The organism is Actinoplanes sp. NPDC051343 (assembly GCF_044455125.1).
GTDB lineage: Bacteria > Actinomycetota > Actinomycetes > Mycobacteriales > Micromonosporaceae > Actinoplanes.
Genome location: NZ_JBITEL010000004.1, coordinates 441756 through 464019, shown reverse-complemented (window position 1 = coordinate 464019; position 22264 = coordinate 441756). Strand labels below are relative to the sequence as shown.

Annotated in this window: 26 protein-coding genes and 1 pseudogene; 19 read left to right on the top strand and 8 right to left on the bottom strand. The window is 70.7% G+C overall.

Going from position 1 to position 22264, the window contains the following annotated elements:
- Positions 1-28 precede the first annotated feature (28 nt).
- Complete coding sequence (locus tag ACIA5C_RS16285) at positions 29-1024, top strand: GNAT family N-acetyltransferase (RefSeq protein ID WP_396055167.1); 996 nt, start codon at positions 29-31, stop codon at positions 1022-1024.
- On the opposite strand, the pseudogene ACIA5C_RS16280 reads toward ACIA5C_RS16285, so the two are convergent.
- Both ACIA5C_RS16280 and bioB read right to left on the bottom strand, forming a co-directional pair.
- Positions 986-1213 (bottom strand): annotated as a pseudogene (locus tag ACIA5C_RS16280) (hypothetical protein); the annotation flags it as partial. The gene ACIA5C_RS16285 and the pseudogene ACIA5C_RS16280 overlap by 39 nt on opposite strands.
- A complete protein-coding gene (gene bioB, locus ACIA5C_RS16275) occupies positions 1159-2142 on the bottom strand; it encodes a biotin synthase BioB (protein WP_396055165.1) in 984 nt (327 codons plus the stop codon). The pseudogene ACIA5C_RS16280 and the gene bioB, both read right to left, overlap by 55 nt.
- 84 nt (positions 2143-2226) lie before the next feature.
- Here bioB and ACIA5C_RS16270 point away from each other — a divergent pair, with 84 nt between their 5' ends.
- The 4 genes from ACIA5C_RS16270 to ACIA5C_RS16255 all read left to right on the top strand — a co-directional run bounded on the left by ACIA5C_RS16270 (position 2227) and on the right by ACIA5C_RS16255 (position 8408).
- Complete coding sequence (locus tag ACIA5C_RS16270; protein WP_396055631.1) at positions 2227-3363, top strand: 8-amino-7-oxononanoate synthase; 1137 nt, start codon at positions 2227-2229, stop codon at positions 3361-3363.
- 1415 nt (positions 3364-4778) lie between these two features.
- Positions 4779-5537: a dethiobiotin synthase gene (bioD, locus tag ACIA5C_RS16265; protein WP_396055163.1), complete on the top strand. Its 759-nt coding sequence runs from the start codon at positions 4779-4781 to the stop codon at positions 5535-5537.
- Between the two features lie 106 nt (positions 5538-5643).
- Positions 5644-6939 carry a hemolysin family protein gene (locus ACIA5C_RS16260; protein ID WP_396055161.1) on the top strand — a complete coding sequence of 432 codons (1296 nt, stop codon included), beginning with the start codon at positions 5644-5646 and terminating at the stop codon, positions 6937-6939.
- Between the two features lie 113 nt (positions 6940-7052).
- Positions 7053-8408: a discoidin domain-containing protein gene (locus tag ACIA5C_RS16255; protein WP_396055159.1), complete on the top strand. Its 1356-nt coding sequence runs from the start codon at positions 7053-7055 to the stop codon at positions 8406-8408.
- Here the strand turns inward: ACIA5C_RS16255 and ACIA5C_RS16250 are convergent.
- A complete protein-coding gene (locus ACIA5C_RS16250; protein WP_396055157.1) occupies positions 8396-8926 on the bottom strand; it encodes a DUF1697 domain-containing protein in 531 nt (176 codons plus the stop codon). The two genes, ACIA5C_RS16255 and ACIA5C_RS16250, sit on opposite strands and share 13 nt — an antisense overlap.
- 167 nt (positions 8927-9093) lie before the next feature.
- Between ACIA5C_RS16250 and ACIA5C_RS16245 the strand changes: the two genes are divergently transcribed.
- The 5 genes from ACIA5C_RS16245 to ACIA5C_RS16225 are packed head-to-tail and all read left to right on the top strand — an operon-like array spanning position 9094 to position 12452.
- Complete coding sequence (locus tag ACIA5C_RS16245; RefSeq protein ID WP_396055155.1) at positions 9094-9672, top strand: GAF domain-containing protein; 579 nt, start codon at positions 9094-9096, stop codon at positions 9670-9672.
- 34 nt (positions 9673-9706) lie between these two features.
- Positions 9707-10609 (top strand): diacylglycerol/lipid kinase family protein, encoded by a 903-nt coding sequence (locus tag ACIA5C_RS16240; RefSeq protein WP_396055153.1) that lies wholly within the window; start codon positions 9707-9709, stop codon positions 10607-10609.
- Between the two features lie 33 nt (positions 10610-10642).
- Positions 10643-10978, top strand: coding sequence for a PadR family transcriptional regulator (locus ACIA5C_RS16235; protein WP_396055150.1), 336 nt, complete (start codon positions 10643-10645; stop codon positions 10976-10978).
- A complete protein-coding gene (locus ACIA5C_RS16230; RefSeq protein ID WP_396055148.1) occupies positions 10975-11781 on the top strand; it encodes an ATP-binding cassette domain-containing protein in 807 nt (268 codons plus the stop codon). Before ACIA5C_RS16235 ends, ACIA5C_RS16230 begins: the two co-directional genes overlap by 4 nt.
- A complete protein-coding gene (locus tag ACIA5C_RS16225; protein ID WP_396055146.1) occupies positions 11778-12452 on the top strand; it encodes a hypothetical protein in 675 nt (224 codons plus the stop codon). Before ACIA5C_RS16230 ends, ACIA5C_RS16225 begins: the two co-directional genes overlap by 4 nt.
- A gap of 4 nt (positions 12453-12456) precedes the next feature.
- Here ACIA5C_RS16225 and ACIA5C_RS16220 read toward each other — a convergent pair whose 3' ends face one another.
- On the bottom strand, positions 12457-13401 hold the full coding sequence (locus ACIA5C_RS16220; protein ID WP_396055144.1) for an SEC-C domain-containing protein: 945 nt from the start codon (positions 13399-13401) through the stop codon (positions 12457-12459).
- A 104-nt stretch (positions 13402-13505) separates the two neighbouring features.
- Between ACIA5C_RS16220 and ACIA5C_RS16215 the strand changes: the two genes are divergently transcribed.
- Both ACIA5C_RS16215 and ACIA5C_RS16210 read left to right on the top strand, forming a co-directional pair.
- Positions 13506-13877, top strand: a complete 372-nt coding sequence (locus ACIA5C_RS16215) for a metalloregulator ArsR/SmtB family transcription factor (protein WP_396055142.1) — start codon at positions 13506-13508, stop codon at positions 13875-13877.
- Positions 13874-14347, top strand: a complete 474-nt coding sequence (locus ACIA5C_RS16210; RefSeq protein WP_396055140.1) for an SRPBCC family protein — start codon at positions 13874-13876, stop codon at positions 14345-14347. The genes ACIA5C_RS16215 and ACIA5C_RS16210 overlap by 4 nt, the downstream gene beginning before the upstream one ends.
- A gap of 15 nt (positions 14348-14362) precedes the next feature.
- Here ACIA5C_RS16210 and ACIA5C_RS16205 read toward each other — a convergent pair whose 3' ends face one another.
- On the bottom strand, positions 14363-15466 hold the full coding sequence (locus tag ACIA5C_RS16205) for an MBL fold metallo-hydrolase (RefSeq protein WP_396055138.1): 1104 nt from the start codon (positions 15464-15466) through the stop codon (positions 14363-14365).
- Positions 15467-15594: 128 nt separating this feature from the next.
- Here ACIA5C_RS16205 and ACIA5C_RS16200 point away from each other — a divergent pair, with 128 nt between their 5' ends.
- Together ACIA5C_RS16200 and ACIA5C_RS16195 are read left to right on the top strand one after the other, a co-directional pair.
- Positions 15595-16134: a hypothetical protein gene (locus tag ACIA5C_RS16200; RefSeq protein ID WP_396055136.1), complete on the top strand. Its 540-nt coding sequence runs from the start codon at positions 15595-15597 to the stop codon at positions 16132-16134.
- Between the two features lie 10 nt (positions 16135-16144).
- Entirely contained in the window at positions 16145-17608 is a 1464-nt protein-coding gene (locus tag ACIA5C_RS16195) for a deoxyguanosinetriphosphate triphosphohydrolase family protein (RefSeq protein WP_396055134.1), read from the top strand.
- Positions 17609-17767: 159 nt separating this feature from the next.
- On the opposite strand, the gene ACIA5C_RS16190 is transcribed toward ACIA5C_RS16195, so the two are convergent.
- Both ACIA5C_RS16190 and ACIA5C_RS16185 read right to left on the bottom strand, forming a co-directional pair.
- Positions 17768-18334 (bottom strand): dienelactone hydrolase family protein, encoded by a 567-nt coding sequence (locus ACIA5C_RS16190; protein WP_396055132.1) that lies wholly within the window; start codon positions 18332-18334, stop codon positions 17768-17770.
- A gap of 21 nt (positions 18335-18355) precedes the next feature.
- Complete coding sequence (locus tag ACIA5C_RS16185) at positions 18356-19300, bottom strand: hypothetical protein (protein WP_396055130.1); 945 nt, start codon at positions 19298-19300, stop codon at positions 18356-18358.
- A 161-nt stretch (positions 19301-19461) separates the two neighbouring features.
- Here ACIA5C_RS16185 and ACIA5C_RS16180 point away from each other — a divergent pair, with 161 nt between their 5' ends.
- Positions 19462-19695 (top strand): coproporphyrinogen III oxidase, encoded by a 234-nt coding sequence (locus ACIA5C_RS16180; RefSeq protein ID WP_396055128.1) that lies wholly within the window; start codon positions 19462-19464, stop codon positions 19693-19695.
- On the opposite strand, the gene ACIA5C_RS16175 is transcribed toward ACIA5C_RS16180, so the two are convergent.
- Positions 19692-20048, bottom strand: coding sequence for a VOC family protein (locus ACIA5C_RS16175; protein WP_396055126.1), 357 nt, complete (start codon positions 20046-20048; stop codon positions 19692-19694). The genes ACIA5C_RS16180 and ACIA5C_RS16175 overlap by 4 nt on opposite strands.
- 125 nt (positions 20049-20173) lie before the next feature.
- On the opposite strand from ACIA5C_RS16175, the gene ACIA5C_RS16170 reads away from it, so the two are divergent.
- From ACIA5C_RS16170 to ACIA5C_RS16155, 4 genes are all read left to right on the top strand, one after another.
- Entirely contained in the window at positions 20174-20368 is a 195-nt protein-coding gene (locus ACIA5C_RS16170; RefSeq protein ID WP_396055124.1) for a hypothetical protein, read from the top strand.
- Between the two features lie 113 nt (positions 20369-20481).
- Positions 20482-21036, top strand: coding sequence for a hypothetical protein (locus ACIA5C_RS16165; protein ID WP_396055122.1), 555 nt, complete (start codon positions 20482-20484; stop codon positions 21034-21036).
- Positions 21037-21038: 2 nt separating this feature from the next.
- Complete coding sequence (locus tag ACIA5C_RS16160; protein WP_396055120.1) at positions 21039-21761, top strand: HipA family kinase; 723 nt, start codon at positions 21039-21041, stop codon at positions 21759-21761.
- A complete protein-coding gene (locus ACIA5C_RS16155; RefSeq protein WP_396055118.1) occupies positions 21758-22126 on the top strand; it encodes a DUF3037 domain-containing protein in 369 nt (122 codons plus the stop codon). The genes ACIA5C_RS16160 and ACIA5C_RS16155 overlap by 4 nt, the downstream gene beginning before the upstream one ends.
- The last annotated feature ends 138 nt before the right edge of the window (positions 22127-22264 follow it).

Here is a 22264-nt window from a genome sequence, read left to right as displayed (position 1 = left end):
GTTAACAGCCGCGAGGGAAAATGGAGCCATGGCGCTCTGGCGGATCCGGGCAACGGTCGACGACCGGCCGGGCTACCTCTCCGTTCTCACCGCGAGCCTGGCTCTGCGGTCGGTCAACATCCTCGCCGTCCAGGTGCACACCACCGAGGCCGGCGCGGTCGACGACTTCCTCGTCGACGCGCCCGACGCGCTGACCGAGGCCGACCTGCACGCCGCGGTGGCCCGGGGCCGCGGGCGCGACGCGTTCGTCACCCGGGCCGAGGCACAGGGCCTGGCCGATCAGCCGACCCGGGCGCTCGCGCTGGCCGGGCGCGTCGCCCACGACCCCGACGGACTGGGCGAGGCGCTGATCTCGCTGCTCGACGCGACCGAGGTGCGCTGGCGGCCCGAACCGCCGGCCGGGCGCCCCGGCTTCGACGACACCCACATGCGGCTGGCCGACCCGCTCGGCGGGTCCTACGAGGTGCTGCGGCACCGGCCGGCGTTCACCCCAGCCGAGTTCGCGCGGGCCCGGGCGCTGGTCGCGCTGGCCGGCACGATCCAGCGCCGGCACGACGAGCAGGTCAACCTGCTGCTGCCGGCCGGCGGCGAACTGGTGGTGCGGCCGGCTGCCGCCGACGACCTCGACGCCGTACGCGGTCTGCACGACCTTCCCGACGCGCGCCTGCGGCGGCTCCTCGCCCCGACCGGCGGGGTGTGCCTCGTGGCCGAGGACGCCGGCGAGCACGTCGTGGCGACGGCGTCGGTGACCGTCGAGGGCGACGTCGGCGAGCTGTCGGTGTTCGTCGACGCCGGCTGGCGGCGGCGCGGGCTGGGCTCGTTCCTGGTGCGCCGGCTGGTGAAATGGGCCGCGCGCCACGACCTGGCCGTTCTGGTCGCGCACGTGCCGTCCGGCGACGTGGCGATGCTGCGCACGCTGGGTGGTTCCGCCACCCCCGTCGGAGATGGCACGGTCGACGTCACGCTGGCCGTGCCGACCGAATCCCTATCCGGCGACGGTGCCGTGCTCAACGCAGGTGGCTGACCAGCCGGTCGGCACCACCTGCACCTTCATGCGGCGGCGGCACTGCGGGCAGAAGCGGGGCGGCTCGAGTTGCCGGGCCGCCGCGCAGGCGGTGTGGTCCTTCTCGAGCGGCTCGCCGCACCGGTCGCAGTAGTTCACAGGGTCGCCGACAGCGCCTTGACCGGCATCTTCAGATCCTCGAGCAGGGCCAGGTCGTCACCGGCCGGCCGGCCCAACGTCGTCAGGTAGTTGCCGACGATCACGGCGTTGATGCCGCCGAGCAGTCCATCCCGCGTACCCAAATCACCGAGGGTGATCTCCCGGCCGCCCGCGTACCGCAGGATCGTGCGCGGCATCGCCAGCCGGAAGGCGGCGATGGCGCGCAACGCGTCGCGTCCCTCGACCACCGGCTGATCGCCCAGCGGGGTGCCCGGCCGCGGGTTGAGAAAGTTCATCGGAACCTCGTGCGGGTCGAGCTCGGCCAGCTGAGACGCGAACTCGGCCCGCTGCTCGACCGTCTCGCCCAGGCCGAGGATGCCGCCGCAGCAGACCTCCATGCCGGAGTCGCGCACCATCTTGAGCGTGCCCCAGCGCTCCTCCCAGGAATGCGTGGTCACGACGTTGGGGAAGAAGGAACGGCAGGTCTCGAGATTGTGGTTGTAACGGTGCACACCCATCTCGACCAGCTCGTCGACCTGCTCCTGGGTCAGCATGCCCAGGCTGGCCGCGACCTGGATGTCGACCGCCTCCCGGATCGCCTTCACGCCCTCGCGCATCTGGTCCATCAGCCGGCGGTCCGGCCCGCGCACCGCGGCGACGATGCAGAACTCGGTGGCCCCGGTCGCGGCAGTCTGCCTGGCCGCCTCGACCAGCGAACCGATGTCGAGCCACACCGACCGCACCGGCGAGGCGAACAGGCCCGACTGCGAGCAGAAGTGACAGTCCTCCGGGCAGCCGCCGGTCTTGAGCGACACGATGCCCTCGACCTCGACCTCGGGACCGCACCACTTCATGCGCACGTCGTGGGCGAGTTGAAGCAGCTCGGGAAGGTCTTCGTCGGGGGTTTTCAACGCCTCCTCGATCGCGGTTCGGTCAAGCCCGACACCGGTCGTCAGCACCTGTTCGAAGATCTCCCGCATGGCCGTACCCTACAAGCCGTCAGGCCCGGTAGGACTGTCGGTGGTGGGTGATAGTTTCCTCGTCTCGTGAGCGTGGGGGGTGCCTTGACGGGCTGGTTGGATGGGCTGGAGCGCCTGGCCGAGACTCGGTCCAAGGCCGGGCTCACCCGTCAGCTGCGGCCGCGCCCGGCCGACGACTCCGTCGTCGATCTGGCCGGAAATGACTATCTCGGCCTCTCGGCCCATCCGGCGGTGGTCGGTGCTTCCGCTTCCGCTTTGCGGGCGTACGGGTTGGGAGCCACCGGTTCCCGGCTCGTACGCGGATCGACACCGGCCCACTTGGCTCTGGAAAGCGGGTTGGCCACCTGGCTCGGCTCGGCCGCCGCGCTCGTCTTCTCGTCCGGCTATCTGGCCAACCTGGCCGCGGTGCGTTCGCTGGCCGGCGTCTGTGACCTGATCGTCTCCGACGCCTACAACCACGCCTCCCTGATCGACGGCTGCAAGATCTCGGGCACGCCCACGGTGGTGGCGCCGCACAACTCGCCGTCCGCAGTCGCGACGATCCTCGACGCCCACCCGGGCAAGACCGCGGTGGTGGTCACCGAGTCGGTCTTCTCGGTCGACGGTGATCTGTCGCCGCTGTCCTCGTTGCACTCGGTGACGTCGTCCCGGGGCGCCCTCCTGCTGGTCGACGACGCACATGCGCTCGGCACCCTCGGGCCTGGCGGCGCCGGCGGCGTGGTCGCGGCCGGCCTGGGCGGTCTCGACGACGTGATCGTGACCGCGACCCTGTCCAAGTCACTCGGCGGCGCCGGCGGCGTCGTGGCCGGCCCGGCCGCCTTCATCCGGCACCTCGTCGACACCGGCCGCACCTTCATCTACGACACGGCCCTGCCCCCCGCGGTCGCCGCCGGAGTTTCGGCGGCCCTGCCGATCGCCCAGGCCGCCGACGACCGCCGCGCCCTGCTCGCGGCCCGCGGAGCCCAGGTGGTGTCCCGGCTGGGCGCGGCCGGCTTCGACGTCACCCCGCCGGCGGCCGGCGTCCTGTCGGTGCTCACGCCGGGCCCCGAGGCCGCCCTGACCTGGGCCGCCGACTGCCGCGACCGCGGCGTCGCGGTCGGCTGCTTCCGCCCGCCGTCCACCCCCGACGGCACGTCCCGCCTGCGCCTGACCCTCAACGCGGGCATCACCGAGCCCGACTTCGCCCGCGCCCTCGATGTGATCGTAGAGACGGCCCCATGACCACCGACGACCGCCGCTCCTTCTTCCGCCGCCTCTTCACCCGCCGCCTCGACGAGGCAGCGGCGGCCACAGAGCCAACACCCGACAACGCGACGCCAACCACCCCGACCGCATCCGCCACAGCCCCGACGCCGCCCCCGGCCTCAGCCCCGACTCCGGCCCCGGCCCCGGCCCCGACCCCGGCCCCGGCCCCGGCCCCGGCTCACGCGACACCGACCTCATCAAGCTCCGCCGACCCCACACCAGCTGATGCAGAGCGGGGCGTTTCAACGGTCGCCGACGACAGCACATCCGGCGACGCGGTCACCGACGACTCTCCGATCGGCGAGGTGCGCGCCGAGGCGCCCGCGGTCATGCCGTTGATTCCGGCTCCGCGGAGCGGCATTGACGATCTTCTGACGGTGCCCGAGCCGGCTCATGCGGACGTCGCGGCGGTCGATGCCAGGACTGGCCCGGCTGCGTCTGCGACCAGAGGCCACAGCCGCGGGAGCGAAAACCTCGCAAGCGAAAACCTCGCAAGCGAAAGCCGCCCGGTCGCGGTAGCCGGGGCTCCGGTGGCCGGGGCTCCGGTGGCCGGGGCTCCGGTGAGCAAGATCCGGCCCGAGGGTGAAGGCCCTGACGCCGGCGGTTCGGCTTCGCGGTCGTCCGCGTCAGCCCCTGCCGTCGCGTTCCCGGCGGCAGACTCGGTGAGCGAGCCTTTCTCGTCCGCCCGGGACAAGCCGGAAATATCCGTCGTAGAGGCCGAGGTCTCCGACGGCACCGCGACAGCGGTGGCGCCGAGCGACGGAAGTTCCGGCGAAGACCTGGCCGGGGCCACGGGCCACTCCCCTGACCCGGGAAAGGCCACGAGTGGCCACGTGCCGTCGTTCCTCGACTCCGACTTCGACGAGCCCGACGACGATTTTGCGGCCGGCATGACATCGGCCGCCTCCCTCGCGGCGGGCGACCCCGCTGCCGGACCCGGGCCGGAAGAGCCCATCTCCGAAGCTATGCCTGAGGAACCTGCCGCCGACGCCAAGCGGCTGCCCACTTCCGACACTGCGGCTGCTGAATCCGCTGCCGATGCCGCCCCGGCGAAGCGTCCGCGGGCCGACGCGGCTCGCGGGCGCACGGCCGACGCTGACGCTGGGAAGCACACCGCCGACCCTGCGACTGGAGAGCGCACTGCCGAGGCTGAGGCTGGAGAGCGCACTGCCGAGGCTGAGGCTGGAGAGCGCACTGCCGAGGCTGAGGCTGGAGAGCGCACTGCCGAGGCTGAGGCTGGGGATCCCACCGCCGACCCAGCGGCTGGCGAGCCCACTGCCGACGCTGCGGCTGGGGAACGCACTGCCGACGCTGCGGCTGGGGAACGCACTGCCGACGCTGCGGCTCGCGCGCACACCGCTGCCGACGCCGGGGGTGCAGGGGCTGCGCCGGTGCGGGCTGCTTCGGCTGCGCGGCGGGCTGAGGCTGGGGAGTGGCGGGGGATCGTGCTCGTCACCGGGACTGATACCGATGTCGGGAAGACTGTTGCTACCGCGGCGGTTGCGGCGGCGGCGCAGGCTTCCGGGCTGCGGGTGGCCGTGATCAAGCCGGGGCAGACCGGCATCGCTACCGGGGCGCCTACGGACATCGAGGTGGTTACGCGGCTGGCGGGGCCCGACACCGTACGGGTGCTGGCCGAATATCCGGAGCCGATGTCGCCGCTCGCGGCCGCCACCATCGCCGAGATGGCGCCGCTTGAGCTTTATGAGGTGGTCGACGCTATCCGCGCCGAGGCCGACAAGCACGACCTGGTTCTGGTCGAGGGTGCGGGTGGCCTGCTGGTGCCGATGGGCGTGCGGCCGTCCGGCGAGGCCTGGACGCTCGCCGACCTGGCGACGACGCTCGGGGTCGGCGCCCTGGTCGTGGCCCGCGCGGGGCTCGGCACGCTCAACCACACCGCCCTGACCTTGGAGGCGTTGGCGCGGCGTGGGGTGCCGGCCGGGGTGATCATCGGGGCTTGGCCGGGTGACCCGGAGCTGGTGCACTGGGCCAACCTCAGTGAGCTGGTTCCGCACCTGGTCGGGGCACTGCCGGAGGGGGCCGGGCGGATGGATCCGGGCGTGTTCCGGCGGTCGGCGCCGGGCTGGCTGACGCCGGCGCTGTTCGGTGTTCTCGACAACTGGCGGGTCTGGGCCGAGGAAACCGGCTGAGAAGGCGTGGCGGGGACGACAAGAACGGCGTACTGCCGCGTAGGCGTGACCTCGGGTGGGTACCTTGTGTCCCTCGTGATCGGTTTGTCCCAGGGGCGGGAGCGAAATGGGTGGCACAGGCGGCGAGATCGTCCTGGTGCTTGTGCTGGTGCTGGTCAACGCGGCCTTTTCGGGCAGCGAGATGGCCCTGGTCTCGCTTCGGGAGAGCCAGCTGCAGCGGCTGGAGCGGCAGTCCCGCGGCGGGCGGGTGCTGGCCCGGCTGAGCCGCGACCCTAACCGGTTCCTGGCGACGATTCAGATCGGCATCACGCTGGCCGGCTTCCTGGCCAGCGCCGCGGCTGCTGTGTCGCTGTCGAAGCCGCTGGTCAAGCCGCTGAGTTTTCTCGGGTCGGCGGCGCAGCCGGCCTCCATCGTGGTTGTCACGATCGGGTTGACGTTCGTGACGCTGGTGATCGGGGAGTTGGCGCCGAAGCGGATCGCGATGCAGCGTACGGAGGGGTGGGCGCTGCTGGTGGCGCGGCCGCTCGACTTCCTGTCGATGGTTTCGCGGCCGGCGGTGTGGCTGCTGGGTGTGGCTACCAACCTGGTCGTACGTCTTGCGGGCGGTGACCCGACCGCCCAGCGGGAGGAGGTCACCACCGAGGAGATCCGGGACATGGTCGCGGCGCAGCAGGACTTCTCGGCCGAGCAGCGCACGATCATCAGCGGGGCGTTCGAGATCGCCGACCGGATTCTGCGGGAGATCCTGGTGCCGCGGCGGGACGTGCTGACGCTGGCGACCGGTACCCCGGCGCACGAGGCGCTGCGCGCGCTGATCTCCGGTGGGCATTCGCGGGCGCCGATCGTCGGTCCGGCCGGGCTGGACGACGTGCTGGGGGTCGTGCATCTGCGGGATCTGGTCGACGCGGAGGGTGCGGTCGACGACCATTGCCGGTCGGGGCTGTTCCTGCCGGAGACGTTGCGGGTGTCCGACGCGTTGAAGCAGCTGCGGTCGGAGCGCCAGCAGCTGGCGATGGTGGTCGATGAGCGGGGTGCGATCGACGGCATCATCACGATGGAGGACCTGGTCGAGGAGATCGTCGGTGAGATCTACGACGAGACCGACCGGGATGTGGCCGCGGTGGTGACCGAGGCCGACGGCGCGCTGCTGATGCCCGGTTCGTTCCCGATCCATGACCTGCCTGATCTGGGGTTGCGGGACGATTCGCACAATCACGACGACGGCGATTACACGACGGTCGCCGGCATGGTGCTGGCGGCGCTCGGGCACATCCCGACGGGGCCGGGCGAGGTGGTGACGCTGCCGGAGTTCACGGCCGAGGTGGTCGAGGTGACGGGTCGCGCCATCACCCGCGTACGGCTGAGGGCCACGCCGAAAGGCACCGCGTCCGATCCCGAGTGACAAACGATGGCAAAGTATTGACGCCTACGGTTCTCCGATTGCTAGGTTCCCGGTGAGAGAGCGCTCTCATCCCCCAACGGAGAGCGCACCACCCTTTTCCCCGAGGGAGAACCGTGAACCGACTACGTAGGTCGCTGCTTGCGGCCGCCACCGCCACTGCCACCGCCGCGCTGGGAGCGATCACCATCTCGGCCCACGCGGCCACCAGCGCGGCCCCGGCGGTGCAGGCCGCCGCCGTTGCCGCTCCCCCGGCCGGCTTCTCGCTGACGTGGAGCGACGACTTCACCGGAGCGGCGAACACCGGCCTCAACACCGGCACCTGGAAGTACGACACCGGGCCGGGCAGCAGCTTCGGCACCGGCGAGATCGAGACGATGACCAACAGCACGGCGAACGTCTACCAGGACGGCCAAGGTCATCTGGTCCTGAAGGCGCTGCACTCGGGCACCAACCCGACCTCCGGCTGGACGTCGGGCCGGGTCGAGACGCAGGCGGCGACGTTCGGAGCGCCGGCCGGCGGCGTCGTCCGGATGGAGTCGGTGCTGCAGCAGCCGAACGTGAACACCTCCAACGGCCTCGGCTACTGGCCGGCGTTCTGGATGCTCGGCGCGCCGCTGCGGTCCGGAGTTTCCTGGCCGGGGTCGGGCGAGGTCGACATCCTGGAGGACATCAACGGCCGCAGCTCGGTCTTCGGCACCCTGCACTGCGGCACCAACCCGGGCGGCCCCTGCAACGAGTCCAGCGGCATCGGCTCCGGCGAGCACGCCTGCCCGGGCTGTCAGACCGGCTACCACGACTACGCGGTGGAGATCGACCGGTCCACCTCGCCCGAGCAGATCCGGTGGTACCTCGACGGCAGCAACTACTTCACGTTGCCGCAGAACCGGGTCGACGCCACCACGTGGGCCAACGCCGTTGATCACCCGTTCTTCATCATCTATGACCTGGCGATGGGCGGCGGCTTCCCGGGCGCCTTCGGCGGCGGCCCGACCGCGGCGACGGTGTCCGGCGGGCAGATGAACATCGACTGGGTCGCGGTCTACAACAAGGGTTCGGGTGGCGGCACCACGCCTCCGCCGTCCGGCACCAACCTCGCGCAGGGCAAGCCGACGACTGCGTCGTCGGTCGAGAACGCCGGGACCGCGGCTTCGGCGGCCACGGACGGCAACACCGGTACGCGGTGGTCGAGCGCCTTCAGTGACCCGCAGTGGCTGCAGGTCGACCTGGGCGCCACACACACCATCAACAAGGTGACGTTGAGCTGGGAGGCCGCCTACGCCAAGGCGTTCCAGATCCAGACGTCGAACAACGGCACCAGTTGGACGACCATCTACTCGACCACCTCCGGAGCCGGCGGCAATCAGACGCTTTCGGTCTCCGGCTCCGGGCGGTACGTGCGGATGAACGGCACCCAGCGCTCCACCCAGTACGGCTACTCGCTGTGGGAGTTCGGGGTCTACGGGTCCTGATCGTCCGAAGCCAGTGAGAGCAGTTTGGTGATGGTCGCCCAGTTGCGTTCGGTGCCGTGCAGGCCGAGCCGCCGGGCGACCATCGCCGCGCTCAGCGAGTTGCCGTGGAAGCGGTCGCGGTAGTCCACGTAGACCTCGCGGTCGAGCACCCGCACGTCGTCGCGTTCCTCGAGCCGCTCGACCCGGTCGGGCGCCGGATGCTCGCCGAGGAAGATCACCCGCACCATGACCGGGCGTTCCCGGGCCGCCGCCGCGAACGGGTTGGCGGCGGCGATCTCGGCCAGCCGGTCGCGGCTGCGGACCATCACCGGCTCGTCGACCCCGAACTCGTCGCGCACCACGCACCGGATGATCGGGCCGACGTCGCGGTCGCTTCGCAGGATCACGTTGCCGCTCTGCAGGTACGTGCGGACGTCTTCCAGACCGGCTGCCTCCAGATGCGAGCGCAATGCGGCCATCGGGACCTTGTTCCGCGTGCCGAGGTTCACGGCTCGCAGCAGGGCGATCCACACCGTCACCGCCGCATCTTTGCAGATGCACGCGCATGACCCACAGTTTGTGCGACATTCGCGTTCCCGTCCGCGGTCGACCGGAAATTTCGCGGCCTCGAGGATTGCGGCGGCCCGGGGAAACACCAATAGGCTCGCCAGTGACCACAACCGATCATTTGCGTGAGGGGCCTTCCGTGACCAACAGCAACCCGGTGTCGTCGAACGCGTACGAATACCTGGACAACGTCGGGCCGGAGGAACAGGCGCGACTCGCGGCGGTGCGCCGCTACCGGCTGGTCGACCAGCCGGTCCAGGATGCGTACGACCGGATCGCCTTCGTGGCCGGCGCCATCTTCGACACTCCGATCGCGACGGTCTCGCTGGTCGAGCAGGACCGGGTCTGGCTGGCGGCGTGCCAGGGGCTTTCCGGCGTACGCGAGGTGGGCAAGGAACCCGGGCTCTGCGCCTCGGTGATCGCCCAGGACGACGTCTACGTGATCAACAACGCGGCGGTCGACCCCCGTACGCTCGAACACCCGCTCGTCCGCGGCGACCTGGGCCTGCGTTTCTACGCCGCCGCGCCGATCCGCACCCACGACGGCTACCGCCTCGGCACCGTCAACGTGATCGACAACCGGCCGCGCGAGGCCACCCCGCGGCAGCTCCAGGCGCTCGAGCACCTGGCCTCGATGGTCTCCGACGAGCTGGAGCTGCGCCTCATGGTGATCCGCAGCGCGGCCGCCGAGCAGCGCATGCGCGAGACCGTGAGCTGATTACCGCTCGCCGGTTTCGGGTAGTGGCGCGGTCATGCGTACCCCTCGGACCGTCGCCGTCGTGGCCCACCAGCGTAAGACTCTGGACGGCGGCCTCGACGAGCTGCGCCGCCGCATCTCCGACGAGGGCGTCGACCGGCTTCTCTGGCACGAGGTGCCGAAGAGCCGGAAGGCGCCCAAGCCGCTGCGCAAGGCCATCAAGGCCGGGGTCGACCTGCTGATCGTCTGGGGCGGTGACGGGATGGTGCAGCGTGCCCTCGACACGCTGGCGTCGGTCAAGGGCGGCTCGAAGATCCCGCTCGCGGTCATCCCGGCCGGTACGGGCAACCTGCTCGCCCACAACCTCGACATCCCGATCTCGCTGGCCGACTCGGTGCACGTGGCGTTCCACGGCCGGCGCCGGCGGATCGACCTGGGCACGCTCGACGGCGAGCATTTCGGCGTGATGGCCGGGGTCGGCTTCGACGGCGCCATGATCAGCGACGCCGACCGCAAATTGAAGGACCGGCTCGGCAAGCTCGCGTACGTCTGGACCGGCCTGCGGCACCTCGACGGCGAGCCGGCCCGGGCCAAGATCACGATCGACGGCACGAAATGGTTCGACGAAGAGGCGAGCTGTGTGCTGATCGGCAACGTGAGCCGGATCAGCGGCGGGATCAAGGCGTTCGACGACGCGAAGCCGGACGACGGCTGGCTGGACGTCGGCGTGGCGACCGCGCAGGGTGCCCTGGAGTGGGCGCGGGCGCTGGGCACGATGGCCGTCGGCCGGTCCGATCATTCGCCGTTCGTGCGGACCACGCGCGCTCGCAAGATCGAGGTGAAGCTGGACGCGCCGATGCCCTACGAGCTGGACGGTGGTGGCCGTTCATCGACCCGGCGGTTCAGCGCGGCGGTCGTCCCCGGCGCGGTCAAGGTCTGCGTGCCCGCGGGCGGCTAGTCAGGCTGCCTACTAACCAGCTAGCCTACCTAGGTGACCACACCTCGGCCGTGGCTGCACGGCTTCCTCGACCTGTGCCTGCTGGCGATGCTCCGCGAGCGCGCCGACTACGGCTACGGGCTGTCCCAGCGACTTGCCGCCGCCGGAGTCGCCGAGGTGCCCGGCGGCACGCTCTACCCGGCACTCCTGCGCCTCGAACAGCAAGGACTCGCCCGCCCGAGCTGGGGGCCGTCCGAGTCCGGCCCCCGCCGGAAGTACTACGCGATCACCCCACCCGGCCTGGCGATGCTCGAGTCGCAGGCGGCCGAGTGGCAGCGCTTCCGCGACGGCGTCGACTGCCTGATCGTGACCTCGGAGTCGTCGCGATGAGTGACTGGCCGACGCTCTTCGAGACCGAGCTGATCCGGCTGGGCCTGCCGCCCGCGCGGGCTCGGCAGCTCAGCGACGAGACGGCGGCCCAGGCCGCCGAACAGACGGCGGCACCGTCCGAAGTATTCGGGCCGGCGCACCTCTATGCGCGGCATCTCGTGTCCGAGTTGAGCGCGTCTTCCGGGCGTACCCGGCTGGCCGCCGGCCCGATCTTCCTCAGCCTGACCGGGGTGGCGAAACGATATCGGCGACAGACCGTGTTCGCCGACGTGAACCTCTCCGTGCGTGGTGGCGAGGTGGCCGCGATCGTCGGGGCCAACGGCTGCGGGAAGTCGACGCTGCTGCGGATCTGCGCCGGGCTGGTCCGGCCGAGCGCGGGCACGGTCCGGCGCACCCGGCGGATCGGGTTCGTACCCCAGGACGGCGGGACGGTCGGGTGGTTGACCGCCGAGGAGCACTTCACGTTGTTCGGCGCGGCGGCCGGGATCGTGCCTCGGCGGGCGCGGTCCGCCGGCGTACATCTGGCCACCCGCCTGGCCTGGCGCCCGGGCCGCGGCCAGCGGGCCCAGCAGTTGTCTTCAGGCACCCGGCAGAAGCTCAACCTCGTGCTCGGCGAGCTGCACGCCCCCGATCTCCTCCTGCTCGACGAGCCCTACCAGGGCTTCGACCAGGGCACCTACCTGGATTTCTGGCAGCAGGTCTTCGCCTGGCGCGACGCCGGGCGGGCGGTCGTGGTCGTCACCCACCTGCTGCACGACCTGCAGAACGTCGATCACGTGCTCGATCTGGGGGCGGGAAAATGACAACCCTGGTGGTGGCCACCCTGTCGGCCCGCGAGGTCGGCCGGCGCCGCACCGCGCTCGTGCTGGTGATCGCGCTGCCGTTCTGGTTCTACCTGGTGCGGCGCGACCAGACCGGCCAGTCGATGCGCATGCTGACCCTCGGCATCGGCTGGGCCGTGTCGACGCTGACCCTGTTCGTGGTCAACGCCTCCCGCAGCGTCGACCCGCGGCTGCGCCTCAACGGCGCGCCGGTCGCCGGCATCATCGGCGGGCGGCTGGTCGCGATGACCGGCGTGGGCGTCGCGATCGCCCTCGGGTACTGGACGCTGACCGCCCTCGACCAGACCGTCCCGCACCCGTGGGCGGCGGCCGTGATGATGCTGGTCAGCGCGTTTGTCGCGGCGCCCTTCGGCAGCCTGATCGGCGCGCTGCTCCCCCGCGAACTGGAGGGCGCGCTGGCGTTGCTGAGCGTCTGCGCCGTCCAGATGCTGGCCGACCCGGCCGGCACCGTCGCCAAGCTGATGCCCTTCTGGTCGGCCCGCGAGATCGGCAACTACGCGGTCGACGGCGGCGGCATCGACATCGTCGGGCAAGGTCTCGCCCACGCCGCCGCCGTCTGGCTGCTCTGCACTCTCGGCTCGATCGCCGTCTTCGGTTACCGGCTCCGCCTGGCCCGCTACGAGGAGCCCTAGCAGTTCAGCGCGAGCGCGGCAGGCAGCACTTCTTGTATTTGTTGCCCGACCCGCACCAGCACTGCCCGTTGCGCTCGGGCGGCCAGGAGATCTCCTCGCCCGGCGTGTCGGCGTAGGCGGTGCGGGTCTTCGGGTCGGTCGGGTCGCCCAGCGCGGTCAGCCCGTCGGCCGTGCCCTTGAGCAGCGTGTGGCCGCCCAGCCGCACCAGGTCCTTTTCCAGGCGGGCGCGGTGGTCGTCCCAGTCCTTGCCGTAGGCCTCGGCCAGCGCGGGCCACTGCTCGATCAGCTTGGCGAACTCGGCCTGCGGGAAGAAGACCAGGTCGGCCTCCTGCGGGGTGGTCTGCGCGTTGGCCAGCCGTGTCTCCAGCCGCTCGGCCAGGTTGTCGTGCGCGTCGTGCGGCCGGCCCAGCGCGTGCCGGAGCCGATGCCGCTGCTGCAGCAGGAAGAACAGCTGCCCGGCGTCGTCGGCGTCGGTCGGCTCTTTTCGTTCCGCCAGCGACGCCTTGACCGCCTCGGTCAGCCACTCCTCGGCCAGGTCGGGTCGTCCACCGGCGGCCAGCGCGGCCGTGAGGTAGGCGGCGGCATCCGGGTATTCGGTGAGCGTCGGACGCAGCGACTCCAGGGCGGCCAGCGCCTCGTCGTTGCGCCCGACCCGGAACAGGATGCGCGCCCGCAACGCCTTCGCCGCGGCGACCTTGCTGTCGATCCGCTCCCCGAACGCCTCGACGGCGCGCTCCACGTAGGTCAGGGCGGCGTCCAGCTTGGTGCGGCTCTCCGCGATCTCCGCGGCCAGCGCCAGCGCGAAGCCCGCGTCACTCGGGTCGCTCAGCCGCCCGCTCTGAGCGGCATCGGCCAGCTCGGCCGCCACTCCCAGCGGGTCGGCGGCCCCCAGGGCGGACTGCCGGATCTCTTCAAGGTCTGCGCTGCTCAGCTCTGTCTTCGTCGACACCTCGTCAAACTACTGCCCCCGGCGCACCGACGACTGTTGATCTGCGTCTCACTCCGGTCAAGGAGTATTGCGGGAAGCGTAACCTGTTGGTTACGCTTCCCGGCGTGGACGAGGTGACGGGGGCGATCGCCGACCCGGTGCGACGGGAGATCCTGCTGATGCTGCGCGACGAGCCGCAGTCGGCGGGGCAGATCGCCGGGCGATTCGAGATCAGCCGGCCCGCGGTCAGCCGGCACCTGCGGGTGCTGCGCGCGGCCGGGCTCGTGCACGACGCGGTCGACGGGCGCCGCCGGGTCTACACGCTGGTCACCGGGCCACTCGACGAACTGGCCGGCTGGCTGGGGCGGCTGACGCGCCCCGCCGGCTGGGAGCACCACCTCGACGCGCTGCAGACCGAGGTCTACCGCACCCGCCGCGAACGCCAGGCGGCCGAAAACGAGAACGCCCGCAACACTGGGCAAAAGGAGAGCGCATGAGCCCCACCGGCCGGCTGTTCGGCAACGACCTCGTGCTGACGCGCGGCTTTCGCGCGCCGATCGATGACGTCTGGGCCAGTTTGACCGAGCCCGAGCGGACCGCTCGCTGGTTCGGACCGTGGCAGGGCGAGGGCGCGCCGGGGCGCACGATCAAGGTGCAGATGGTGCACGAGGACGGGCAGCCCTGGATGGACATGACGATCGACGCCTGCCAGGCGCCGCACCGGCTCGTCCTCTCGGCCGGAGACGAGAACGACCGGTGGCTGCTGGAGATGGAACTGGCCGAGAGCGCGGGGGTGACCGAGTTGCGGTTCACCCAGCATCTGACCACCACCGACGCGGTGGGCGAGGTGGGGCCGGGCTGGGAGTACTACCTGGACGCGCTGGTCGCCGCCCGCGAGGAACGACCGCTGCCCGTCTTCGACGACTACTACCCGGCCCAGAAAGCCTATTTCGAGGCGCAACGGTAAGCGCCGTCCGGACGCTCAGGCGATCTGTTGCCACCAGCCGTCGACCGCCGGCGGGTTGTCGACGTCGACGCGTTCGCCCGGGCGCGGGACGGCCAGGCGCACGTCGCGGGCTTTGGCTTCGCGCCAGGTGCGGTCGGCCGGTTCCGGCCAGTCGTGGAGGGCCAGGTTGAAGGTGGCCCAGTGGACCGGAATCATCAGGCCGCCGCGGACGTCGACGTGGGTGGCCACGCCGTCCTCGGGGACCATGTGAATGTCGGGCCACGCGTCGCCGTAGGCGCCGACCTGGATCAGCGTGACGTCGAAGGGGCCGTGGCGTTCGCCGATCTCGGCGAAGCCCGGGAAATAGCCGGTGTCACCGGAGTAGAAGACCTTGCGCGTCGGGCCGTTGATGATCCAGCTGGTCCACAGGGTTTCGTCGCGGCTGAAGCCCCGGCCCGAGAAGTGGCGGGCGGCGGTGGCGACGAACTCGAGGCCCGCGACGTGGTGGGTCTCGTTCCAGTCGAGTTCGACGATGCGGGTGGCCGGGACTCCCCAGCGCTGAAGGTGGGCGCCGACGCCCAGCGGGACCAGGAACGGCGCCGCCTGCAGGTCGACCAGGTTCTGGATGGTCTCCATGTCGAGGTGGTCGTAGTGGTCGTGGGAGATCAGGACCGCGTCGAGGGGCGGGAGTTCACGCAGGGGCAGCGGGGGCTCGTGCAAGCGCTTGGGTCCGCCGAGGCGGGAGGGGGAGCAGCGCTCGCTCCACACCGGGTCCAGCAGGACGCGCTTGCCCTCGATCTCGACCATCGCCGACGAGTGGCCGAACCAGGTGACGTGCAGCCCTTCGGCGTCCGCGCCGGTCGGCGGGGTGACCACCGGGATCGGCTGGTGCGGGTGCCGGGCCTCGCGGCCGGTCATCGCCGACAGCGCCAGCGACGGGATCGAGGACGCCGGCACCTCGGTCGCGGGAACCGTGTTGCGGAACTTGCCGCCCGAGTATTGCGGGGACGCCTGCATCCTCGCCAGACGTTCGCCCTTCGCCTTGGCGCCCATCTGCCGGGGGATGTCCCTACCGACCCACACCGCCGCCGCACCCAGGGCCAGCGCGATCAGAGATCCCTTGCGTCCTCGCTTCGCCATTCCGCCATTGTTCAGGCCTTCGCCACCTCTCGCCACCGAGGTGCTGAGGATCTCCACAGATTCGCGTGGCTGTGCCACACTCCCAGGCCGTGACGGTCACAACATTGCAGACCCAACAGCAACTCATCATGCGTCAGCGAGTGCGCCTGATGGTCAACCAATACGAAGTGCACGCGGTCAGCCCGGACGGGCAGGAGGCGGGCCTGCTCGCTTTCGCCCAGCAGAAGCGGCTGGCGTTCAAGGAGCAGGTCACCCTCTACACCGACGACACGAAGCAGACCCCGGTTCTCGCCTTCAAGGCCCGACAGGTGCTCGACCTGGGCGCGACCTATGACGTCTTCGACGCGGCCGGCGCGCCGGTCGGGCTGTTCCGGAAGAACTTCGGCAAGTCCCTGCTGCGCTCGACGTGGCACCTGGAGCAGCCGGGCTACGGCGAGATGATCGGGCAGGAGCGCAGCCTGGTAATCGCCCTGCTGCGCCGGTTCGTCGACTGGCTGTCCTGGCTGCCCTACCACTTCGAGTTCATGATCGGCGACCGGCCGGCGTTCTCAGTGGTCAAGAAGTGGGGTTTGCGGGACCGCTACACGATCACGATTCACGACCCCCAGCTGGACCGCCGGCTGATCGTGGCGATGGCCGTCGGTCTGGACGCGCTGCAGTCCCGGTAACGTCTGGGGGATGGACGATCCGCGTGCTCATCGGCTTTTCGGCTCTTCACTGATCGCGCCCGGCGATCTGGCCGGCAGCCCGTTCCGCGTCGATCGGGACCGGATTGTCAGTTCTCCGTTCTTCGCCCGACTGGCCGGCGTCACCCAGGTGATCAGCCCGGGTGGCGCCGGCCTTCTCGTGCACAACCGGATGACCCACAGCTTGAAGGTGGCGCAGGTCGCGCGTGCGATTGCCGAGCGCCTGTCGGATTTTTCCGACGTGACCGAGAAATTGGGCGGCTGCGACCCCGACGTCGTCGAGGCAGCCGCGCTCGCGCACGATCTCGGCCACCCGCCGTTCGGGCATCTGGGCGAGCGAGTTCTTGATCATCTGGCCCGGGTCAGGCTGCGTCTCCGGGACGGCTTCGAGGGCAATGCCCAGTCCTACCGCATCGTCACGAGCACCGAGATCCGGGGCCAGGCCACGATCGGGCTCAACCTGACCAACGCGGTCCGCGCGGCGATCCTCAAATACCCGTGGACCCGTCGCGGCTACCCCGACCCACACCCGCGGTTCATGGATCCCACCCCCCGGGGCGCCGCCGCACCACCCGACGACCCGGACGGCGGCTCGATGAAATTCGGCGCCTACTCCACCGAGGTCGACGACATGATCGCGGCCCGGGCGCCGTTCGCCGGCCGGGTCGCCGACTGGCAGCAGACCGTCGAGGCCTCGATCATGGACACCGCCGACGACATCGCCTACGCCATCCACGACCTCGAGGACGTGCACCGCGTCGGCGTCCTCCAGCAGGGGGCGGTCGCCGCCGAACTGATGGCCTGGCAGCGCTGGGGCCCCGACACCGACCTCGGACGGGCCGGCGGCGCCATCGAATCGCTGCGCCGCCAACTGCACCGCAAGGACGCCTGGATGGTCAACGACGAAACATTCGCCGCCGCGGTCGAACTCGTCCGCGCCGAACTGGTCGACGGCCTGCTGGCGCGCCCCTTCGACGGTTCGCTCGAGTCGGAGTCCCGGGTCGCCGCCTTCTCCGCCACCTGGACCCAGCGGCTGGTCGAGTCCATCGAGGTCATCGAGCAGCCCGCGATCCGCTCCGGCCACGTCCAGCTGGCCACCGCCCAGTGGCACGAGGTGCAGATCCTCAAGTTCATCCAGAACAAGTTCGTCCTCGCCCGCCCCGACCTGGCCCTGCACCAGCGCGGCCAGGGCCGCCTGCTCGCGTCGCTGGTCGAGGCGCTGCTGGAGTGGCTGACCGACCCCGACGAGGAGGAGCGCATCCCGCGCCGCCTGGCCGACCTGGTCGAGCTGGCCGAGGCCGAGCTCCCCGAAGGCACCCCCGAACGCATCACCCGGGCCCGCGGCCGCGCGGTGGTCGACTTCGTCGCCGGGCTCACCGACAACCAGGCGATCGCGTTGATGGAGGCCCTGTCGGGCCGGTCGCGGCAGCTGTGGACGGATGCGTTCGTGCTTTGAAGATCAGATGTCGTAGCGGGGTGGTGGGTGGCGGACCGTCGCTCCCGCCGAGGGCCCGGCCGGGGCGAGCAGGGCGCTGGCGCGCCCAGAACGCTCACCCCACCCGGGCGACGTGCGTAAATGGTTGCGCCCGAAACCCGAGAACCCGCTCCCGCGGAGTCAGAGTGCCCCGAGGAATTCGATGCTGCGCTGCCACGCCCGGCTCGCCGCCGCCTCGTCGTGCTCGTCGACGCCGGGGTCGGTGAAGAAGTGCCGCACGCCGGCATAGGTGAACACCTCGACCGCCGCACCGGCCGCCGTCATCGCGCTCCGCCAGGCCGCCACGTCCGCGGGCGGGAACATCGTGTCCGCCTCCCCCACGTGCACCTGCACCGGCAGTCCGCGGCGCACGTCGCGGGGCCGGCCACCGACGCCGTGCAACAGCAGCAGTCCGGCCGTGCCCGGGCGCTCGGCCAGCAGCTCCCCGACGACTCCGGCGCCCATCGACAGCCCGGCCAGCACCGCATCGGCCGGGACATCCCGCACCGCGTCGCGCGCCCGGCCCACGATGACCTCCCACCCGACGCGCTTACTGATCTCGAAGCCTTCCTCGATCGACCGCGCCACCGGCCCGTCGTACAGATCGGGCGCGGTGACCCGGTGCCCGGCCGCCCGCAGAACTTCGGCCGTGTCCAGGACGGCGTCCCGCAGTCCGTAGAGCGAATGAAACAGCACGACGTCCTTCACAACGGTCAGCGTAGGACCGGCTCAGGGCATGGCGGCGGCAACCAGCTCCTGATAGGCGGCGACACCGTCCGGGTCGGCGTAGCCGCCGGTCGGGACGGTTGTCGCGCCGAGGTACCAGTTGTCGAGCTGCCAGTAGCACACGATGTGGAAGTTGTGGGCTGTCAGCCACGTACGGGAAGCGCGGATCGCCGGGCCGCGAGAGGCCCGTGTGCCCTGGTCGTCGTCGATGCCCCACTCGGGCAGCGTGAGCGGCCGGCCGAGGCCGCTGACCGCGTTGTACCACCGGATCATCCGCGGGTCGCTGCCCACGCTGACCGGGTCGTCCGGCTCGCTGCCCCGGGTGCTGGCCTGCCAGTACAGGTCGAGGCCGTACGCGTCGGCGTACGCGGCCGGCACGAGCCAGTCCTGGATCTCGTTGTCGCCGCCGGTGCCGTTGTTGGTGACGTGGGTCGAGCCCGACCGCCACTGGTACGACATGTAGATCGGCACGACGTTGACCGCCGGGTTGGCCGTCTTGGCCACGGTGTGGACCCGCTCGAAGGCGGCGACGAACTGAACGCCGGTCATGTCGTTCTCGGGTTCGTGGTTGTAGGTCAGGTAGCTGTTCGCGGGCATCGCCGCCGCGATGTTCTGGATCTCGGTGTCGCAGCCGCCGGCCGCCACCACGCTCGGCGTGCACGAGGTCTTGAACGAATACCAGAGTGTCCCGCCGTACGTGTTCTGGCAGGTGACGGCGTCGGCGGGCGGCAGCTGCCCGGCCGAGGCGAAGACCCGCCGGATGCCGAGGGGGCCGAGGTGGGTTCGTTCGTCGAGGAAACCGGCGCAGGTGTTGCCGCTGCCGACGGTGTCGGAGACCGACGTCGTCGCGCCGACCGCCAGCGTGGGCAGCCCGGCCCGGGCCGGCGCCGGCCCGACCGCCACGACGAGTACGGCCGCGAGGACGACCACGAGAGAGCGATGAGCCATGCCCGAAAGGTAGGCCAAACCATAGATAGATCGCCATGTGTCTATGTAATTGATCTACCCGGCCACACTCGGGGCATGGAACGGGCTGAGCTGGTGGCCGAGGTGCTGAAGCGCGAACAGGTCCGGCTGGTGGCCGAGTTCGAGGCGATCGACGGGACAGCTTGCGCGGCATCGGAGGCATCTTCTTCGACCGGCTGTCCACGGTCGACGGCGCGAGCTGGGACGGCTGCCTGGCGTACGTACTCGACGCGCTCTCGATGCCGGTGGCCGCCTACGGCCCGGTCGTCACCCGCCGATCGGCGACCCCGTTCGGCGATCGGCAACGCCGGTGGCAATTGCTGCGCCGCGGTCGCTACGTCGAGTTCAACCACCCCGAGAGACTGGGCCGCGCCTAGTTGATGCAGAGGCAGAAGGGGTGGCCGGCCGGGTCGAGGAAAACGCGGAAGGTCGTGCCCGGCTGGTGTTCGTGCTTCGTCGCGCCCAGTTCGAGCACGGCCTTCTCCCCCGCGTCGAGGTCGTCGACGTTCACGTCCAGGTGCATCTGCTGCGGATGTTCCTGACCCGGCCACGTCGGCGCGTGGAATCCTTCGACCTGCTGGAACGAGATGCAGTTGCCGTTCTCGGCGCGGATCTCGGCCCAGCCGTCGGAGGTTTCGATCTTCCAGTCGAGCATCGTGCCGTAGAAGTTGGCGAGCGTGCCCGCGTCGGGGCAGTCGATGACGAAAGCGGGGTATCGAGCGATAGCCATCACCACATGCTAGGGACGGTTCCGGACGATCCGCGTCCGGATAAAGCCCGGACCACTCCCACTATCGCTTGATCGAAAGGCGAAACCGGCAGCCCCTGGCCGGGCCCGGTTCTAGCCTCGGAAATATGGACTATCAGGTAGCGATCACCTGCGAGCAGCTGGCCGCATGGTCTGTCCGGGCGCGCGGCCTCGCCGACGCCCATCACGGCCACCCGACGGCCGATCACCTCAACGCCTTGGCCGACGAGATGCGCGACATGGTCCCGGCGGAGTGGTGGGCGTCCCAGCCTCAACCGTTGGACAACAGAGTCCGCAACTGATCCACGCCCCGCACCTGCCGGTGCGGGGCTTTTTACTCTCGCGGCGAACATCCTGGCCACCGCTCGCATTACGGCGTAATCATGTAATCAAGTAATCCTCTGGGGAGGTCATGATGCGCTACCGTCCCACTCCGCCCGGCTCCCGCACCGAGCCGCCGCCCGCCGACGACGCACCCGCCTGGGTCACCGGGGCCGTCCCGGACGGCTGGTTCAGCGAACGGCCCGAGGTCGTCATCGACCGCGACGAAATCATCATCTGGGGCCGGCTGCCCGAGCCCGCGCTCGGCGACGACGCCACCGAGGCCGACCGGGCCGCCGCACAGGCCGGCCGGATCAACCAGTTCCGGGAGGACACCCGGGAGGACCGGATCCGGGTCGCCCGCCAGATCGAGCACCGCTACCAGCGCAAGGTCGCCTGGGGGCTGCGCTGCGGCGACGCCAACGAACTGTTCACCCACCTGGCCGCGCCGGTGATGACCCGGCTGCGCCAGCCCGAGCGGCAGATCCTCGACACGCTGGTGGACGCCGGTGTGGCGCGGTCGCGTTCGGAGGCGCTGGCCTGGTGCGTGAAGCTGGTCGGGGAGCACACCGAGGAGTGGCTGGCCGATCTCCGCTCGGCGATGACCAAGGTCGACGAACTGCGCCGCCAGGGACCGAATACTGTCTAACCGTGCTACGTCAGGTCACCGCCATCCGCTACGTCACCCCGCTCCGTGAGGGCGGGTCGCTGCCCGGCGTCGTCGAAGCCGACGACGAGGGGACGTACGTGGTGAAGTTCCGCGGGGCCGGCCAGGGCCCCAAAGCCCTGGTCGCCGAGGTGATCTCGGGAGAGTTGGGCCGGCGGCTCGGGCTGCCGGTCCCCGACCTCACCGAGATCCACCTCGACCCGATCGTCGCCCGCGCCGAGCCCGATCAGGAAGTGCAAGAACTCATCAAGGCGAGCGCAGGCTCCAACCTCGGCATGGACTTCCTGCCCGGCGCGCTCGGCTACGACCCGGTCGCGCACCCGGTCGAGGCGGGGCTCGCCTCCCGCATCATCGCGTTCGACGCTTTCGTGGAAAACGTCGACCGCAGCTGGCGCAACCCCAACCTGCTGATCTGGCACGACCAGCTGTGGATGATCGACCACGGCGCGACGTTGTACTTCCACCACAACTGGCCCCGGGCGGCCAACGTCGTACACCGCGCCTACAAGTGGGACGACCACGTGCTCCGGCCGTACGCGAAAGCCCTGCCCACCGAGGGCCCGCAGCTCGCCGCCCGGCTGACCCCCGGCCTGCTCGCCGAGGTCATCGACCTCGTTCCCGCCGAATGGCTCGACGACGGTGACCGCGACGCCTACCTCGCCCATCTGACCGCCCGCGCGGCCGAGCCGGGAGCGTGGCTGCCGTGAGGGTCCCCTACGAGTACGCGGTGATCCAGGCCGTCCCCCGCATCGAGCGCGGGGAGCTGATCAACGTCGGCGTGGTGCTCTATTCGCAGGCGAAAGACTTCCTGGCCGCCCGCACCCACCTGCACGAGAACCGCCTGCGCGCCCTCGACCCGAACGCCGACGTCGCCGCCCTGCGCACCGCCCTGTCGTCGTGGGACGCCACCTGCAAGGGGGCGGGTGCGGCGGCCGACATGCGCCCGGGCGAACGCTTCCGCTGGCTGGTCGCGCCGCGCAGCACCGTGCTACGAGCCGGCCCGGTGCACATGGGCCTGGCCGCGGACCCGTCGGCCGAGCTGGACCGCCTGGTAGTGCTGCTCGTCCACTGACAGCCGCGTCCCACTCGGACAGCGCCCGACCGGCGAGACGGTCAGCACCAGCTCGCCTTGGTCGAGCACCCCTCCCCTTCATGGCAACGAGCATGGCGTCCGCCCCAGGGGCTGAGTAAGGCCCGCAAAGGCGCGCGG